This is a genomic window from Marinobacterium lacunae, assembly GCF_000705555.1.
GTDB classification, from domain to species: Bacteria; Pseudomonadota; Gammaproteobacteria; order Pseudomonadales; family Balneatricaceae; genus Marinobacterium_D; species Marinobacterium_D lacunae.
Window position 1 is genome coordinate 1 of record NZ_JMQN01000024.1, and the last position, 16,587, is coordinate 16,587.

The 16,587-nt window shown below is 48.1% G+C and carries 14 protein-coding genes, 4 tRNA genes and 1 pseudogene; 9 read left to right on the forward strand and 10 right to left on the reverse strand.

Translation table 11 applies throughout. The features are described from left to right. The coding region (locus ADIMK_RS09585; RefSeq protein WP_036186938.1) for a retention module-containing protein at window positions 1-2,411 on the reverse strand (2,411 nt) is incomplete at its 3' end. Window positions 2,412-2,981: 570 nt separating this feature from the next. On the opposite strand from ADIMK_RS09585, the gene ADIMK_RS09590 reads away from it, so the two are divergent. The 3 genes from ADIMK_RS09590 (at window position 2,982) to ADIMK_RS09600 (ending at window position 3,252) form a co-directional block, all read left to right on the forward strand. Then, window positions 2,982-3,057 (forward strand) — tRNA-Asn (locus ADIMK_RS09590). Between the two features lie 25 nt (window positions 3,058-3,082). Beyond that, window positions 3,083-3,158, forward strand: a tRNA-Asn gene (locus ADIMK_RS09595). Window positions 3,159-3,175: 17 nt separating this feature from the next. Then, a tRNA-Pro gene (locus tag ADIMK_RS09600) sits at window positions 3,176-3,252 on the forward strand. 153 nt (window positions 3,253-3,405) lie between these two features. On the opposite strand, the pseudogene ADIMK_RS09605 reads toward ADIMK_RS09600, so the two are convergent. The 5 genes and pseudogenes from ADIMK_RS09605 to ADIMK_RS09625 form a co-directional block, all read right to left on the reverse strand. Then, window positions 3,406-3,744 (reverse strand): annotated as a pseudogene (locus ADIMK_RS09605) (spermidine/putrescine ABC transporter substrate-binding protein PotF); the annotation flags it as partial. 126 nt (window positions 3,745-3,870) lie between these two features. Then, window positions 3,871-4,818, reverse strand: coding sequence for a hypothetical protein (locus ADIMK_RS09610; RefSeq protein WP_036186943.1), 948 nt, complete (start codon window positions 4,816-4,818; stop codon window positions 3,871-3,873). A 373-nt stretch (window positions 4,819-5,191) separates the two neighbouring features. Further along, window positions 5,192-5,815 carry a hypothetical protein gene (locus tag ADIMK_RS09615; protein WP_036186945.1) on the reverse strand — a complete coding sequence of 208 codons (624 nt, stop codon included), beginning with the start codon at window positions 5,813-5,815 and terminating at the stop codon, window positions 5,192-5,194. Further along, window positions 5,816-6,379, reverse strand: coding sequence for a hypothetical protein (locus ADIMK_RS09620; RefSeq protein ID WP_156042870.1), 564 nt, complete (start codon window positions 6,377-6,379; stop codon window positions 5,816-5,818). It lies immediately after the preceding gene. Between the two features lie 413 nt (window positions 6,380-6,792). Beyond that, the gene (locus ADIMK_RS09625) at window positions 6,793-7,341 is read right to left on the reverse strand and encodes a PilZ domain-containing protein (protein WP_036186950.1); all 549 of its coding nucleotides are present in this window, start codon (window positions 7,339-7,341) and stop codon (window positions 6,793-6,795) included. A gap of 66 nt (window positions 7,342-7,407) precedes the next feature. Here ADIMK_RS09625 and ADIMK_RS09630 point away from each other — a divergent pair, with 66 nt between their 5' ends. The 3 genes from ADIMK_RS09630 (at window position 7,408) to ADIMK_RS09640 (ending at window position 8,543) form a co-directional block, all read left to right on the forward strand. Further along, window positions 7,408-7,944 carry a hypothetical protein gene (locus ADIMK_RS09630; RefSeq protein WP_051692819.1) on the forward strand — a complete coding sequence of 179 codons (537 nt, stop codon included), beginning with the start codon at window positions 7,408-7,410 and terminating at the stop codon, window positions 7,942-7,944. A gap of 151 nt (window positions 7,945-8,095) precedes the next feature. Beyond that, window positions 8,096-8,290 carry a hypothetical protein gene (locus ADIMK_RS09635; protein WP_036186953.1) on the forward strand — a complete coding sequence of 65 codons (195 nt, stop codon included), beginning with the start codon at window positions 8,096-8,098 and terminating at the stop codon, window positions 8,288-8,290. A gap of 28 nt (window positions 8,291-8,318) precedes the next feature. Beyond that, complete coding sequence (locus ADIMK_RS09640; RefSeq protein WP_036186955.1) at window positions 8,319-8,543, forward strand: hypothetical protein; 225 nt, start codon at window positions 8,319-8,321, stop codon at window positions 8,541-8,543. Window positions 8,544-8,854: 311 nt separating this feature from the next. Here ADIMK_RS09640 and ADIMK_RS09645 read toward each other — a convergent pair whose 3' ends face one another. Continuing rightward, the gene (locus ADIMK_RS09645; RefSeq protein WP_036186958.1) at window positions 8,855-9,130 is read right to left on the reverse strand and encodes a hypothetical protein; all 276 of its coding nucleotides are present in this window, start codon (window positions 9,128-9,130) and stop codon (window positions 8,855-8,857) included. A 63-nt stretch (window positions 9,131-9,193) separates the two neighbouring features. Beyond that, window positions 9,194-10,819, reverse strand: coding sequence for an AICE element replication initiation protein (locus tag ADIMK_RS09650; RefSeq protein ID WP_036186960.1), 1,626 nt, complete (start codon window positions 10,817-10,819; stop codon window positions 9,194-9,196). A 472-nt stretch (window positions 10,820-11,291) separates the two neighbouring features. Here ADIMK_RS09650 and ADIMK_RS09655 point away from each other — a divergent pair, with 472 nt between their 5' ends. From ADIMK_RS09655 to ADIMK_RS09670, 3 genes are all read left to right on the forward strand, one after another. Continuing rightward, window positions 11,292-12,458 carry a site-specific integrase gene (locus tag ADIMK_RS09655; RefSeq protein WP_036186963.1) on the forward strand — a complete coding sequence of 389 codons (1,167 nt, stop codon included), beginning with the start codon at window positions 11,292-11,294 and terminating at the stop codon, window positions 12,456-12,458. Between the two features lie 478 nt (window positions 12,459-12,936). Further along, a tRNA-Pro gene (locus ADIMK_RS09665) sits at window positions 12,937-13,013 on the forward strand. A gap of 62 nt (window positions 13,014-13,075) precedes the next feature. Beyond that, the gene (locus ADIMK_RS09670) at window positions 13,076-14,317 is read left to right on the forward strand and encodes a glycosyltransferase (RefSeq protein ID WP_036186966.1); all 1,242 of its coding nucleotides are present in this window, start codon (window positions 13,076-13,078) and stop codon (window positions 14,315-14,317) included. Window positions 14,318-14,467: 150 nt separating this feature from the next. Here ADIMK_RS09670 and ADIMK_RS09675 read toward each other — a convergent pair whose 3' ends face one another. Together ADIMK_RS09675 and ADIMK_RS09680 are read right to left on the reverse strand one after the other, a co-directional pair. Beyond that, window positions 14,468-16,120: an electron transfer flavoprotein-ubiquinone oxidoreductase gene (locus ADIMK_RS09675; protein WP_036186967.1), complete on the reverse strand. Its 1,653-nt coding sequence runs from the start codon at window positions 16,118-16,120 to the stop codon at window positions 14,468-14,470. Between the two features lie 129 nt (window positions 16,121-16,249). Next, window positions 16,250-16,587 (reverse strand): FAD-binding protein (locus ADIMK_RS09680; RefSeq protein WP_036186972.1); only part of this gene is annotated, 338 nt, incomplete at its 5' end.

Consider the following 16,587-nt stretch of genomic DNA (forward strand, 5'->3'; position numbering starts at 1 on the left):
CTGAGCTTGACGGTCACGGTGTCTTGGGTATCACTCACAGTAACAGTAGCGGCACTGCTGGTATCAAGTGCCTCAAAACCGTTATCGCCAGCATCGGCTACGGTTATGTCGTAGCTTTCTCCGTCGATATAGACGTCGTCTCCCTGAATTGGAAACTCAGTGGACGTTCCGGTCGTCTCCCCTTCGGCAAAGGTAATAGTGGCACCGTTACTCAGGGTAACCGTAAATTCCTTGCCTGCCGGATCCGACAATGTCGCTGTCAATGTGGCATTACCACTGCCTTCATCAACACTGATATCACCCAGCGTTAACGTAGTACCGTCATTGTCGTCATGAATCGTTGTCGTTACAGTGCCTTCAGCGGTGCCGACAGTCGAGTCGGTAAGAGAAACGGTGTAATCCTCAACAGGTTCGTCGTATACATCGTCCACCGTTTCGATACCGAAATAGGCAACAGCATCACCTTTGGACAGCGGTCCCTCAAGCGTCAACTGCTTGGTATCGGGATCGTAGCTAATGGAGTTGGCACTGTAGAAATCGCCCATATCGCCGTAGTCGGCCAGGTAAAGAGCGGTTCCATCGCTGGATGACAGATCAAGTACGACCGTCTGGCCTGCGGGAATATCAGCACCGCTCAGGGTGATGACATAGTAAGCAGTATCACCTTCGTCGACGCTGTTGGCGGTCGGGTCGAAGGGACCATTTTGACTACCTTCTTCATCCGCGGCCGTCAACGTAAAGACGGGGTTGTCGTTATCGATTATGGTGCCGACACCGGTCCCGTCCGCGATATCCGCATTCACCGGGTTGCTAAGTTCAATCAGGAACTGTTCATCCCCTTCCTGATAGTTGTCTCCGTTCACTGTTACCTGGATCGTACCGCTGGTTGAACCTGCAGGAATGATCAGCGTGCCCGATGTAGATCCATAATCGTTTTCAGCAACGCCGCTACCGCCTGAAATCGCGGTGCCATCTGCCGTTACGAAATCGACACTAACATCGAACTCGGCAGGTTCACTGAGGGTTACCGTAAACGTGACGACGACACTTGAGGAGGCGTTCCCTTCCGCCTGCTCACCCAATGCCCCTTCATCGAGCCCTGCTGCACTTTCCACCTCTGCAACCGAGTTATGATCGGCAGTCAGAACGACCTGATAGTCACCCTCTGTTGCTTCGCTTCCATCATAATCACCGACAACAGACGCTGAACCTGTGGCACTCCAGTCCCCAAGGCCGGATTCAAAATTCAAGCCCGACAGCGATACGCCGTTGAGCGAGACATTATCCACGGTAAGAGGCGAGGCTACCTCTGAATCCCCTACATCGGCTACGCCGATTGCAATCTGATGATCCCCGGCACCCAGTTCGATCGAAAATGTCTGAGTGCCTGTCTGCCCACCACTGAAGGTGCTATTTGAATAGCTGGCCAGCGTATAGATCTCGCCATCGATTACCACGAAAGCAAAATCGTTATATAACTGTCCATATTCTCCTTCGGCTGCAAAGAAGTTCCAGTCAAAGCTGAAGACATCTCCTTCAGACGATGAAATAGTGGTCGTAATGACTGTGGCATCGCCTACATTGGTCGCAAATGAGGCGTTATTGTCCGGCTCAACAACCGAAACGTCGTTGATAGAAAGAGTCGGCACTGTTTCTTCAGAAACCAGCGCAAGCTCTTCACTCTGAGGCGGGGTCACGGAAGAACTGATACCTATTGTGTTATAGCCCGCCGTCGGATCAACCTCGCCGCCTGTGCGTGTCAGTGCGACGAAGTCAGCGCCGCCATCGTTGCCTTCACCACCGGCGCCAGACGCAGCCGTGCCTGCTGCAGTAGCCTCTCCAATCGCCGTCGGGTCCTGGCCCGCCAGGATTGCCGCTTGAATTGCATCTACGTCACCGAAAGACTCGGTGTCTGCCACCGCTTCGCTGGTGTCAAACTGATCGGCCGGTGTATAGGTATCGGAGGTAGCCAACCAGCTCTGCCCGCCCTCAAGCACGACCGGACCACCACTGCTCATGGAAATCTCTATCTGTGCATCCGGGCCAGTACGAATCACCTCATCGGCATAGATAGCATCACCGGCCATCAACACACGTTCAGAGCCATCGGCAGCGACTGCAACAACCTGACCCACAACACTATCGACCGTCCCGACGATGTCATTCACGGCGTCACCATCAGCTTCCGATTGCGGCATACCGGCGCTTGCGGCAGACCAGGTGTCACTGCCGTTCACAACTATCGCCTCACCGTTGGAGAGCGCAATCTCCAAACGCGCGCCGTCGGAGGTGCGCACCACGTCATCCGACATAACCGCATCGCCAAGTGCAAGCGCCCGCTCTGAGCCATCAGGCGTGACGGCAACCGCACTACCATTCAGAAAAGAGATATTACCGATTGAGTAAGACATGACTGTCCTCCTTGAAAGAGTCTTTCGATCCGATCGACGACGCGATTCGCATCACAGCGTTAGAGGCTGACCAACCAACACGCCGAAAATGCGACGAGACTACTGACCTGATGGACAGTTAAACAGATCAAAAAAGGGAGGACATTGTACCTAGGGACACAAAAACAGCCGTTTAACCCATGCTTAACCACTTAAGACAAAAGATTTTCTGCGTTTTAACCACTTATTACCATTTATCGCCAAAAACAAAAGACGCTTCGCCCATCGTTCCAACCGACAGACGCAGGTAATACAGCGCTGAAATCCCACACAGCCGGGATGATGCCGGGATCTAATGGAGATGAAACAATTGAAGAACATACATCCACACGGAAAGCCGTAAGTCCGCCTGTCGCGGCCAAAACGAACGGATCAGACTGCTTTTTTCCGTCGCCCTGGTTACTTAATAATCAAACGTAAGTCATTATTTGATCAGGAGATTACGTGCTGACCAAGTCAGGAAAAAGTTTTGGGCGAGGAGCTTGACGCACCTGATCGCGCTCATTAATATACGCGCCTCGGTTGAGTTGTTCCTCGATAGCTCAGTTGGTAGAGCAGTAGACTGTTAATCTATTGGTCGCTGGTTCGAGTCCAGCTCGAGGAGCCAGCCTCTTAACCGAAACAGGATTTATTCCTCGATAGCTCAGTTGGTAGAGCAGTAGACTGTTAATCTATTGGTCGCTGGTTCGAGTCCAGCTCGAGGAGCCATCCTGATCATCACGTGTCGGAGCATAGCGCAGTCTGGTAGCGCATCTGGTTTGGGACCAGAGGGTCGGGGGTTCGAATCCCTCTGCTCCGACCACTTCTAAATCCTTCCTGAACCACCCCTTTGATTTACGTATCCTCATCCGGGTTGGTTGATTCAGCAGTAACATCCCTGTTATCTGGTTTGCCTTGCCTCAGACTTGATCGCTAAGGGGATCTTTCTCACCCCCTAGCATTCAACGCATCATGCTTACTGGCCGCTCTTCATCGCCGTCCACAAACGATTACGCAGGCGGTTGTTTTTGTTATCCAGCGGCAGGTCGACGAACAGTTTTTCCCGCACTTCGGCGGCTGGATAGATGTTGGGATTCGCGCGTATAGCCTCGTCGATATAGGGCCGCGCCTCCCGGTTGGGGTTGGCATACCAGGTGTGGTTGGTGATTCCCGCTATAACGTCCGGTCGCAAAATATAGTCGATAAACGCATAGGCAAGGTCTGGGTTCGGTGCGTCCTTGGGAATGGCCATGACATCGTACCAGACGCCGGTGCCCTCAACCGGTATGGCGTAGTCGACCTGCACACCGTTGCCCGCTTCATCGGCGTAGAGCTGGGCGAGCGCGAAAAACTAATTTGGTAGCCGCCTAGGTGACTGCTGTCGGCATAAGCGGACATCATAAATGTTACTCAGACCCCAAACTTGTAATAGGTTTTATAGTTATTCTATAAGCGAAAAATCATGTTTTTGTAGTTTATAGCCAAAAGCCTCACTTTCTTCAATTACTATATTAGGATTAATTAGTTCAATTATTTTTAACATATCATACCGCATATACTCCGGCATTCTTGGGTCAAAACATATAGCATCTATAAAGTCTGAATTTATAGAAACTTTTATTACTTTTGGGAGATCTACTATTTCAGGCTCATAAATTAAAGAACCACCGAGCAAATGATTAATGTCGTCTAGATGCCTTTTTGCCCAATCTTCTTTAGAGTATTCATTTCTGAAGTAAACTCTGAAGGACGCTCTTAATTCTTTTTCATGCAAAAAACATTTATCTTTAAGAAAGCTTGATTCATTTAAATCTATTATTCTATCGTCCTCTATATCCCTTATGTTCTTCTGAAGGATCTTTTTTTCTTCCTCGGATATGTTGTCGTCTATAGACTTAACACACTCTCTTACATAACGGTCATACTTATCTTTTATTCTTTGACTAATTTCCTCAAAAGAAACATATTTAACACTTCCGACACTGGGATCGCTCAATAGCGTAATTGACCCTTTAGACGCATCCAACTGATTTAAATAGTGATGATCTCTACCGAATTTACAAGTAGCTTCTTTTAACTTATCTTTCGTTGTCTTTATTCTTATTGCATCTTTATTTTTAGAATACAACAACCACATCGCCATTAGATCAGGTTCTTGTGTCCAGCATGAAATGTAAGTTATTGCTTTGAGTCTCTTATGATGCTCTTCAATTTTTTTGCGTCTTTGGAGGTCCCATGAATAGGAAAATGACTCTTGTGCACTCAATACATTACCAAGCCCTTCATTTAGGTCTTCCATGAGCATCAACTGCGTAAATTTAAGCTGTGAATCATGAAGAATAGAGAATAGCTCAGTCAAATTCACGTAACGATAAATGATATCAGTCATACTTAGGCTCTAATTTATAAGTGTAATGTCTAGATAAATAGAGTTAATAAAGTGTAGCGTAATTAGCGCACTCATTCAGCAAATATAGAGGCAGAGTAACATTCATGGCCACCGCCTCTAGTGTAACGAATATGACAGTTTAGGGGCTCTAGAACCTATATATTTCCCTCGAACTTACCATGGCCTAGTTTTCACAGACCGGAGCAAAACGGTCATTGTTGGCGTATAATCCTGATGCAACGATATGTTAAACAAACCGAAGTAGCGGAAGAATTTTGCACAGCCAAAAATTAAGCACCTTGGCACCGGCAAGCCATCAACACACACTTAATAGATCAAGTTAAAAACTTCCTAATCAACGCGCTTGTTAAATTTATTTAGATGATCTATTTCGAAAAATCGAAAACAATAAAAACAAAATATCTATTAATAAACGTCCAACAATCACTGATAAGGCTGAAATTATTGCCACATATGCATGTTCATTAACACTAGGTGTTTCTGTAAATTTCTTTATCCTTACTCCTGCATTATTTGCTACTACATCAAGATCCAATTGTACCGATGAAATAAAAGAAACAACCAATGAATTTCCTTCAATAAATTTTATTAAATCTATTTTTTTTGAAAGACCTTTCCCAAAGTCAGAAAAAACAACATCACCAAACATTTTAGGTGGTTGGGTTATATAGAACACCCTATATAAATCAGGTTTTTCAATAGCACTAATGTCGAATAATATTTCAAAATCTTCTATCGCATTTTTACCTGTATTTATAATTTTAACTTGTGTCAAATAAACATCAGACACATTTTTCCCTAATATTTGAATTTCTTTTCTCCCAACATCCTCAGACCCCAGTACTTTGTTAGAATCGAAAGTCTGATATGTTACTTCATAATCAGGTAAAAAAAGTTGTTTTACATCATCCCCAAATAACAATACAAAACCGACTACAATTCCGACCACTATTGGTGCAATCAATTTTTCTATCATTTACTTTTGCTTCCGATTTCTTTTTATCTCTTGTACGCGTATTACGTACTCTATCTGAGACTCTGAGTCTATTGGCATATGCTCTTTTTCAGGCAACCCCAAATCGACATCTATTGTCATTTCAGGAAATTTATTTTCGTTGCTCAGTGAAATCTTTATATTATCCACATAAAGTGATCCAAATCTGCTTTTTGACTTTAAATCTCTTTCTAAGTTTTTAGCAATCGTGGGTAGATAATTATTTACAACTTCGGTCACTTCTTCTGTTGAAAGACGCCTGGTTACTCTTCTTTTAACAGCATCGTAAAAGCATGATGCTACCGTTCCTGCAATAGCTTCAGTAATAAATAGAATAAACGAGCCTTTTTCTACTCGCTCGATATCTAAATGAATATTTCCGTAAATACTTTTCTGAATTTGGCTCCTGCTAGCCCCCCTATTCATTGAACACATGCTTTCAAAAACACTGTTTTCAATAGCTTTAGTAAAGTTCGATATTAAGGCTGATAGAGTGCTTGTAGAAAGTCGATCAGGCTTACTTTTAAGTTTTATCTTTAAATCCATTTAATCCTACCTCTCACTAAAAATACGAATAATAATATTACAAAGCCATTCCAATAATAAAAAATGTTTAGCATATTAAAACAAAAATCAATTTAACTATTGATGGTATTTAGTTTGCTTTGGATACGATTAAATTTTTCACGAAAAATAATAGCACTCACGGTAAAGTACACGAATTATTCTTTTTTATTCTGATACAAGAGCTATCAATTTACTAGTACAAGAACACTTTGCGACGAGCCAACCGAATCGCACCGATTTCGACTTACACATCTCAGAACAGAAACACCAACGACAGCTTTGGGTTGTGGATTCAACTGATCGTTGCAACACACAGAGCGTGAAGTATGGACTTCTTTCAACAAGTGCAAACAACAATAAAGAAATCAGACCAGATAATTTATTTTCATAAACTATATATTATTTTTTTGCCTTTCTATATTGTTTTGAGAATTTAGTTTAGAAGCCTTTGAAAAAGTAGGAGACATCAAAACAACTCTTCCACTATCTATTTTATCGTAAATAGATTCTATAATTATTTTACCACCTTTATTGTCATCCCAATTGAATATTTTTTTATTGAATTCCTGACCTAGCCCATTTCTAACAACTTCAGTATCAACCTCAGGATCTCCATACTTCTCTTTTAAAATAGAGGAAAGTTCAATCAACTCACCTGTCTTACCAAAAATTTCGACCCTTAAAAGTGCACCACCTTGCGATACATCAATCCATCCCAAATTAGAGCCTAGGTTTCCATAACTCATCCATCCCAGGTAGCGATCCTCTCCACTTGTTTTTTCACACGGCGTTTTGGATGAGGGGCTTTGTAAACACTCCCCTAAAATCCTTTCCAAGTACCCATTTTCATCAAAAGGTATATCTTTAAACGTTATTTCTTCTTTTTCACTACATCCGAATAGTACCAAGGCCGACAATAAAAAAAATATCTTTGATTTCATAGTTGAACCCATAAAAATTTAAAAGCGAAAAACCGAACATCTTATTAAAATAACAGGAGTAATAAAATGAGCAAATTAAATCTAAATGATGGACAAGCCCTCCCCTCTCCCAGGGTCCTAAAAATAGCTTCCTGCCCCACCCTGACGGGTACTTCAGAGCTGTCCTATTACATCGGAAGGGATGAAGAGGACGAGATATCGTTCCTTATAGCAAACAATTCTGGCGGAGGCTACTTCAACAAAGAGTGGATTGCATACAAGTCCGTAAAGCAAGCGTTGCTAGGGCAAAGGATCTCTTCAATCCCACTAAGACAGCTATTCAAAGGCAAGTCATTGAACACCTCTGGCTTCCTGCTGGCCGTACTTGTTGCTGAAGGACTCGTCACTCGTGTTCCTGGGAAGAAGACCCAGTATCAACTGTGTACTGAAGAACCTTTCCTAGATGCTATCAATGCATTGGTGGCCAAAGGAGTCGATCTCAGCGATCAAACTATGCTCGCGTCCCTGCATCAACACCCGACGAAGTCGTCAAACCCGACGCACCCGCCAAGAAACCTACCCGCACAAAGAAGTCGTAACAAAGTAATAGGGTCTCTTGCCTGATCGGGAGAGAGGTAGTCTGTTGCTCACCCTCCACAACCCACCATCAACAAATTGAATTTAAAGGTTTTCTTAGAATTCTGCTTTCTTCTACTGCCGATCACCGGCCAAAAACCGACCCTAATCCAATTATTTTCCTAATACGGAGCCCCAAATGTTGGTCGCAACCATCGTCGCCACCGTCATGCTTTGTCTGTTCCTAGGCTTGACCAGAGCGTCACTACTGGTCTTTGCACTGTGCCTCGCTGCGTTATCCCCTTACCACCCAAAACTGCTCATCCCTCTCTCGCTTATCGCTCTTGGTGTTATTGCAAAGATCCACCTAGAGAAAAAAGCCAAAAAGAAATAACCACCTGACGACTTAACAGGAGATACCTATGACTATCCGCTCACTTGCGGAGGCATCTGCACGCCTTGAAGAAGCTGTGATGAATGCTTCCATCGTAATAGAAACACCCACAGATCTATATGATCTGTATGAAATGACAGCAATACAGATACTGGACAGCAACTTTGATGCGTTTCCGGATGGTGTACTGGAGGGCCATCTGCGATCCATCCTTGAGGAAAAAGCGATACAACTATTGGGGAGCATACAGTAGAGCCCCAATCACCAGCGCATCAATCCGTTCCCCACTTCAAATATCTAACAGCATTGATCAGCATAACTAGGCACAAGTCCAGCCTCTCCGCTCCATGGGAGGCATGGGCTTGCGTCGAGTCGTCAGGTGCGCATGTCACCTATAAACACTTCAGAAAGCCCTAGATTTACTCTACTTCAGGGACAGTAATTAAATCCATTAATGAAATAATTTATTTAATAATTAATGTAATATTAAATAAAATCATTAATAGATCATAAGGGCCTGAATTTTGAAATCCTAATTTAACAAAAAACAGACCCTCATTTATTTCACGAATCGATATTCACGCCAGCCAAAATATAAGTCTTCACATTATGAACATCATACCCAGAATGAACTAATCCGAGCTCTTTAGCCACTTGAATAAAAATTTCACCGGCCTTAGACTCTCGCTTATAGCGTGCTATCTCACTCCAAACCCTACTACCCACAATGGCTTTCGCGGTCATTTTATCCTCTGGCCTCCAATAGCGGATTCCAATTTCGGCCGCATCAAACAGAATAATCGCAAGACTATCGTCATTAACAATATCATCTTTGTTCATTTTTTAACCCAACCATCACTTAAGTCTATCTATTAAACACGCCAATTTACGGGACTATCAATACTATTTTTTACTGTCGCCATATATTCTGGCATCTATATAAATCGTAATATTCCTTTGCCGTCCCCGACTCATTTCGATATTGATACCTTGAGACGATAAACTCGCTTTCAAACCGATCAATCTCTTTCCAAGTGCGATTGGGTTATGAGGCCAGTCTCTACTGAACTGTGTACGCTGACTCACAATGCCACATAGTTCCTGATAAAACTGCGTAGGCGTCCCAGTCCACATACACCCACCTTGATTTTCACAGAACGTTACAATCGTTGATGCCAGCGAGTTATCCATCAGTGTTTCTAATTGGGCCGAGCTCAGGTTTTCACTGTATGCGGCTTGAAGGGTTCCATCCGTTAGTGCCTCCGCTATTTCAAACGCAGCCAACCAACTGCAGAAATCAATCATCCGCTCCGGCTTAATTGGCTTTACGTCTGGCAGATACACAAAGATCTTCGATATAATACCGAGCAGGTACCTGAAGATTTCTGGATGGTGCTTATCAAAAATCGCCAGTAGCTCACTCTCAGACCTGATATTCCCTCTCATGATCGGTGTGAGAGCGATAGTCAAACATCTCTGCGCAAGATCTGACTGCGAAACAAACTTGTGTACGCCATTAAAGATGATGGCGCCGTGTAATGCTTTGCTAGCAATATCCTGATCTGTGTAGAGCTTACGATCGTTGATCACGCCCCCCGTGGATGCGATACACAGTAAATCAGACGTGTTCGCCTTGAACCCTCTCATATTGTCAAAGGCAACAACATGGCTACTCTGCATCACAAGCGCTAAATCTTGTGCACGCGAAGGTAAGACCTGGATGCCCAACCTACTGGGGTCTATAAGCTTTTGCAGGATTCTTGATATGAACGACTTACCCGTACCTTGGTCGCCTGACAACACTAGGAAGACATACTTACTCCCCTCTACCTTTGCATGAGCGAGTGTGTAAGTAACCCATGCGATAATCAGCCAGAAGTCCATGTCATTCACGTTCATTAACTGGCGTAACGCGTGCAGGCTTCCGGTTTCAGCAGGGAGCGGAAGGGCCAGTTCATTAGGTGACGGACTAAACAAAATGTCAGATTGGTCCTCCAGCACGTCCACGCGGCTAGATGTCACTCTAACTCGGCTATGAGCAACGTCACCCAGGTATATTTCGATCCCCCCATCGCAGGGCGCAACTCTGCTGTAAACTGCGCAATGATCAGCTGACTCGGAAGCAATAGCTAAGATCTCATCGGTCCACTCCCTTATTGTGCTCCTGTTGGGGGTTCCTCCTCTTTTTAAGATTTCACCGCGGACAATGCTTTGCCCACGATTAGACTCAACTGGCACAGCCCTTAAATGCAGCCCCTCATTAACAACAAAACAAGCCCTGCCCTGCTGGTCCGCTATCAATGGTAAGGGCTCGCGAGATTGTCCCGCCCCCCCTTTAACCTCCCTTACGACCTGCCCCCCAACCTTGGGGCTTTCTAGCGCGATCGACGGACTCGACGACCCGCGAATTGGTGTATCTCTCATCACGTCGTCGGGTGTGACGGTTGTACCCTTGGCAACATCTTTCTTTGATGCCGCGTGTTTATTCCCAGGTACCTTTAGCTTTGACACATCGACTTTGATGGTCATTCGACGTGCGCATCACTTTCAAACCTAACAAAGTTAACCGTCCTCATAATCATATCCTCCTGTCTAAGACACATAAAAACCAGTCAAAAGCCGACAACATCATATTGGAATGACTAATTTCATTCGTTACTTACAGTTTCAATCTTACGTATAAAATCCAATAAGACAAAACGACTTATATTCAACCGAAGGGTAAATCATATTTTACAGAAGAAACGATTGTTAATATCAAGCAAAATAGCTTTAACGTTTGAAAAAATATTTAACCTTGTTTGAGCCTCTTAAATAGGCAATTTAATAAATATAAGCTTTGAGCGCCTAAAACAGGTAAATCCACCCAGTTGCCAACGTTTTTTGGACTCCACAGACAGATTCTGCCCCATCGCACTCAAAACCAAATTCATGAATAGAATTCATGCTCCCCAATTTCAGCCCTTCATTTTGCGCCAAAGACCTACTAAGGAGATTATTTATGCCTGTAATACAACTCACCCAACCGTTCGTAACTAGCCACCTGACATGTCCTGAAGACAAACCCCGCATTGAGTACTGCGACCAGTTGGTTCCAGGACTCTATATTGAGGTTCGACGAACCGCTCCACGAAAAGGTACCTACTACCTCCGTTACAAGAATCCGTCCGGAAAGACTGCGCACCAACGCATCGGACAGACCGAACAAATCTCCCTACACGATGCTAGACGCGAAGCCAAACAGCTGAAGGTACAGATCTCACTGGGGCATGACCCCAAGGGAGTGTCTACGCCAAACAGTGTCTCAATTACCTTTGAGGATTTTATGAACCAGAAATACCTGCCCTTTGCTGAGCAACACAAACGCTCCTTCCGTTTTGATCTCAGCATGTCGAAACTCCGGCTGATACCCAAGTTCGGGCACATGCCCTTAAACCAACTAACCCGCCAACAGATCCAGAGCTTCCATACTGACCTTCACCATGAAGGACTCGCCCCCGCCACCTGTGACCATCACTTAAAACTAGTACGTCACGCGCTCAACCTTGCTGTCGACTGGGGATACCTGGATCGAAACCCTGCCGACCGAATCAAGCTCTTTAAGGTCGATAACCGAGTCGAACGCTTCATGACTGAAGGGGAGCAAGCCCGCCTCATTAGTGTGTTACGCACTGACGAAAACCGGACTGTGTGTTTGATTGCGCTCTACCTGCTATGCACAGGGGCACGTCTTAACGAAGCTCTTAATGCAACGTGGGATCAGATCGACAGGACCAATAAGGTTTGGCGCATTCCTGCAAGCAACAGCAAGTCCAAGCGCATACGCTCGGTGCCACTCAACCCTAGTGCTATGGAGGTTCTGGGTAGGTTAGGGACTGACGGCAATCATCAGTACTTGTTCGTTAGCTCAACAACGGGTGACAGGGTGACGACGATTCACAAGGTATGGCATCGCATTCGTAAGAAGGCAGGCCTACCCAAACTGCGACTACACGACCTTCGGCACCAGTATGCTTCTCTATTAGTGAACAACGGACGAACACTATACGAGGTACAGCATATACTCGGGCACTCAAACCCGGTCGTCACACAGCGTTACGCGCACCTATCCACCAAGGCTCTGCAGGAGGCCGCCGCCACTGTGTCCCTGCACCTGGAGCCAGCGTGAGGGTGTGAAGCGACGGGGGCGAGAGTCCACCAACCTGTTCCATATCGCGACAATGAGGGGCCAGGGATGGCTCCCCTACCACCCACCTAAAAAACGCCACCTCGCACCACCTTGGAGCCGAGTCGGCAGTTGCCAGCCAGTTGGATCCTTCCCCCTCCTCTGTGCCTCTCTCGTTACAGCCAAAACAAACTCACTTAACGCACCAAATCCATCATCAAACCACTGATCGGTTTTGTAGCAGTTCTGTGTTCGGTAGATTGGAGTCCAAGGCGCTGCTTCACTCTGTATCCGTCGAACCTGCCACCGACCTCTCTTGGATCGGCATATGCTCGACATGTACAATAGGATTTATGTATTTCCCATAAAGACTTGTAAGTCATTGGGTTGCAGGGAGGTATCATGGTGTGTTCCGTAGACTGTTAATCTATTGGTCGCTGGTTCGAGTCCAGCTCGAGGAGCCATCCTGATCATCACGTGTCGGAGCATAGCGCAGTCTGGTAGCGCATCTGGTTTGGGACCAGAGGGTCGGGGGTTCGAATCCCTCTGCTCCGACCACTTCTAAATCCTTCCCGAATTGCATTCTCATTTGCACGCGTTTCCGGGGTGGTGTTATTCCTATGAAGATTCTCGTTATTGGCTATGTCTGGCCAGAACCCGCCTCAAGCGCTGCCGGTTACCGCATGCTTGCGCTGCTTGAAACCTTTCGTCGTCAAAACTGGCAAGTGACTTTTGCAAGCCCCGCCGAGAAGAGCATCCATCGCGCAAATCTACCCGCCCTCGGTATCGATGAAGTCAACATCGCCCTGAACTGCTCCAGCTTCGATGAGTACATCTCTGCGCTGCAGCCCGATTTGGTGATGTTCGATCGATTCATGATGGAAGAGCAGTTTGGATGGCGCGTTGAAAGACACTGCCCCCACGCGGTCCGCCTGCTCGACACTGAGGATCTGTCCTGCTTGCGCCATGCACGCCATCAGGCCAGCAAAGCAAGCGAACACGTTGAGCTGGACGTAAAGCCCGAGCTCCTGTTTTCAGAACATGCAAAGCGTGAAATCGCAGCGATCCTGCGTTGCGACCTGACACTGATGATATCCAAGGCCGAGATCGAGCTACTTGAACGAGTCTTCAAGATTGATCCTGCACTTTTGTTTTACAGCCCATTCATGCAGCCGACGATATCGGCAAGCCAACAGCAGGATCTTCCCCCTTTCAAGCTGCGTGAACATTTTGTCGTGATCGGTAACTTCCGCCACGCGCCAAACTGGGACGCCGTGCTCTGGTTAAGGCAAACGATTTGGCCGCTCATTCGCGCCAGACTACCGGAAGCGGAACTGCACATTTACGGAGCCTACCCGCCACCAAAGGCGACACAGCTACACAACCCGAAGCAGGGTTTCCTGATAAAAGGCTGGGCTAATGATGTTAATCAGGTGATGCAGAAGGCGCGTATCAATCTTGCCCCCCTTCGCTTCGGCGCAGGCCTCAAAGGCAAGCTTGTCGACGCACTGGCATGCGGCACGCCATCGATTACAACATCGGTGGGTGCAGAAGGGATGGCCGAGCACGATAGCTGGCCCCAGCCGGTAGAGGATACGGCTGAGCACTTTGCAGAGCGCGCCGTAGCACTGTATACAGAGCCGAACCAATGGCTCGAGTGTCAGCAGCTGGGTTTTGAACTGCACAATCGGTGCTTTAACTTCAACACGCACTCCGAAGCATTAATTCAACGCCTGATACAGCTCGAAACCGAGCTGGACAGCCACCGACTGAGCAACTTCACGGGTGCCATGCTGCGTCATCACAGCATGAAGAGCACGCAGTACATGGCACAGTGGATCGAAGCCAAGAACCGAAAATAGAGAGCGCTACTTCGCGCCCAGCCCATTCACATCTTCTGTTTCAACTGCCTCCACAGGCAACCCGGGCCTCTGCATGGCGGCCCGCCATTTGTTGGCCAGCAGATCCCCGCAGCTCTCGGAGGAGACTGCGGGGATCTGCGTAGATTTCAATCACATGTTCGGATAGTTAGGACCGCCGCTGCCTTCCGGCACCACCCAGGTGATGTTCTGGGCCGGGTCCTTGATATCGCAGGTTTTGCAGTGCACGCAGTTCTGCGCGTTGATCTGGAACCGCGGACCGGACTCATCCTCCACCACTTCATACACCCCGGCTGGACAGTAACGCTGCGCAGGTTCTGCGAACATCGGCAGGTTCTGACTGATAGGGATGTTCGGATCTTTCAGTGTCAGATGGCAGGGCTGGTCCTCTTCATGGTTGGTGTTGGAGAGGAACACCGAGGAGAGCTTGTCAAAGCTCAGTTTGCCGTCCGGTTTCGGGTACTCAATCTTGCTGCACTGATCGGCGGGCTTGAGCTGGGCGTAGTCCGGTGTGTCGTCGTGCAGGGTGATCGGCAGTTTGCCGTTGAAGATATTCTGGTCGATGAAGTTGAACGCACCGCCGAGGATGGGGCCGAACTTGTGCATCGCCGGGCCAAAGTTACGTGAGCGGAACAGTTCGTCATAGACCCAGCTGGCTTCAAACGTGTCGGCAAAGGTAGTGAGTTCGGTGTTGGCCTCTTCGGCCGTAATCGCCTCGAACACCGCCTCCGCCGCCAACATACCGGACTTCATCGCCGTGTGCGTGCCCTTGATCTTGGAAAAGTTCAGCGTGCCGGCATCGCAGCCGATCAGCAGACCGCCTGGGAATGTCATCTTCGGCAGGGCATTGAACCCGCCCTTGGTGATGGCGCGGGCGCCATAGGCGACCCGTTTACCCCCCTCGAGATGCGCCGAAAGCACCGGATGGTGTTTGAGGCGCTGGAACTCATCAAACGGGCTGAGCCAGGGGTTGGTGTAGTTGAGATCGACGATCAGCCCCACGACCGCCTGGTTATTCTCCAGGTGATAGAGGAAGAATCCACCAGTGGCATCGGTCAGCGGCCAGCCGGAGCCGTGCACGACAAGGCCCGGCTTGTGTTTGGCCGGATCGATATCCCAGAGCTCCTTGATGCCGATACCGTAGTGCTGGGCATCGGCTTGTGTATCCAGATCAAACCGCTCGATCAGCTGCTTGCCCAGATGACCGCGACAGCCTTCGGCGAAGAGGGTGTACTTGGCATGCAGCTCCATCCCCTCGGTGTAGTTCGGGCCGTGCTCACCGGCGGCGGTCACGCCCATATCGCCGGTGGCGATCCCTTTCACCGAACCGTCGTCGTGGTACAGCACCTCGGCGGCGGCAAAGCCGGGAAACACCTCAACGCCGAGCGTTTCGGCCTGCTCCGCCAGCCAGCGGCAGAGGTTACCCAGGCTGACCACATAGTTGTTCAGGCCGTGACCTACGTTGTGCATGGTTTTGGGGAGCAGCGCATTGGGCAGCTTCTTTGCCGCGCTCTCGCTCTTGAGCAGGTAGAGCTCATCCGCGGTGACCGGGGTATTGAGCGGTGCGCCCATAGTCTTCCAGTCGGGAAACAGCTCATCCAGCGCGCGGGACTCGATCACGGCGCCTGAGAGAATATGCGCGCCGACTTCCGAGCCCTTCTCCACCACGCAGACGCTCAGCTCCCGCTCGGCGGCCTGCGCTTGCTGCATCAGGCGGCAAGCAGCGCTGAGCCCAGATGGACCGGCTCCAACAATGACAACATCAAACTCCATGGATTCGCGCATGACTACCTCTTAGAGTCTCAAAATCTGTGACGGCGGGCCTCGTCAGCCCGAAGTAAAACTGTCTGTAATGGGGTAAGACCGTTAAGCGATCTGCGCTACCGTCCCTGGCTGCGCAGGATGCCGGGCTGATCAGAGCTTCGCATCCAGCTCCGGCAGGGCTTCAAACAGGTCGGCCACCAAGCCGTAATCGGCCACGCTGAAGATCGGCGCTTCCTCGTCCTTGTTGATCGCCACGATCACCTTGGACTCTTTCATGCCTGCCAGATGCTGGATCGCACCGGAGATGCCCACGGCGATATACAGTTCCGGAGCCACAATCTTGCCGGTCTGCCCCACCTGCATATCGTTGCTGACGAAACCGGCATCGACCGCGGCGCGCGACGCGCCGATGGCGGCCCCGAGTTTGTCGGCAACCTTCTCCAGTAGGGCGAAGTTCTCGCCATTGCCCATGCCGCGACCACCGGAGA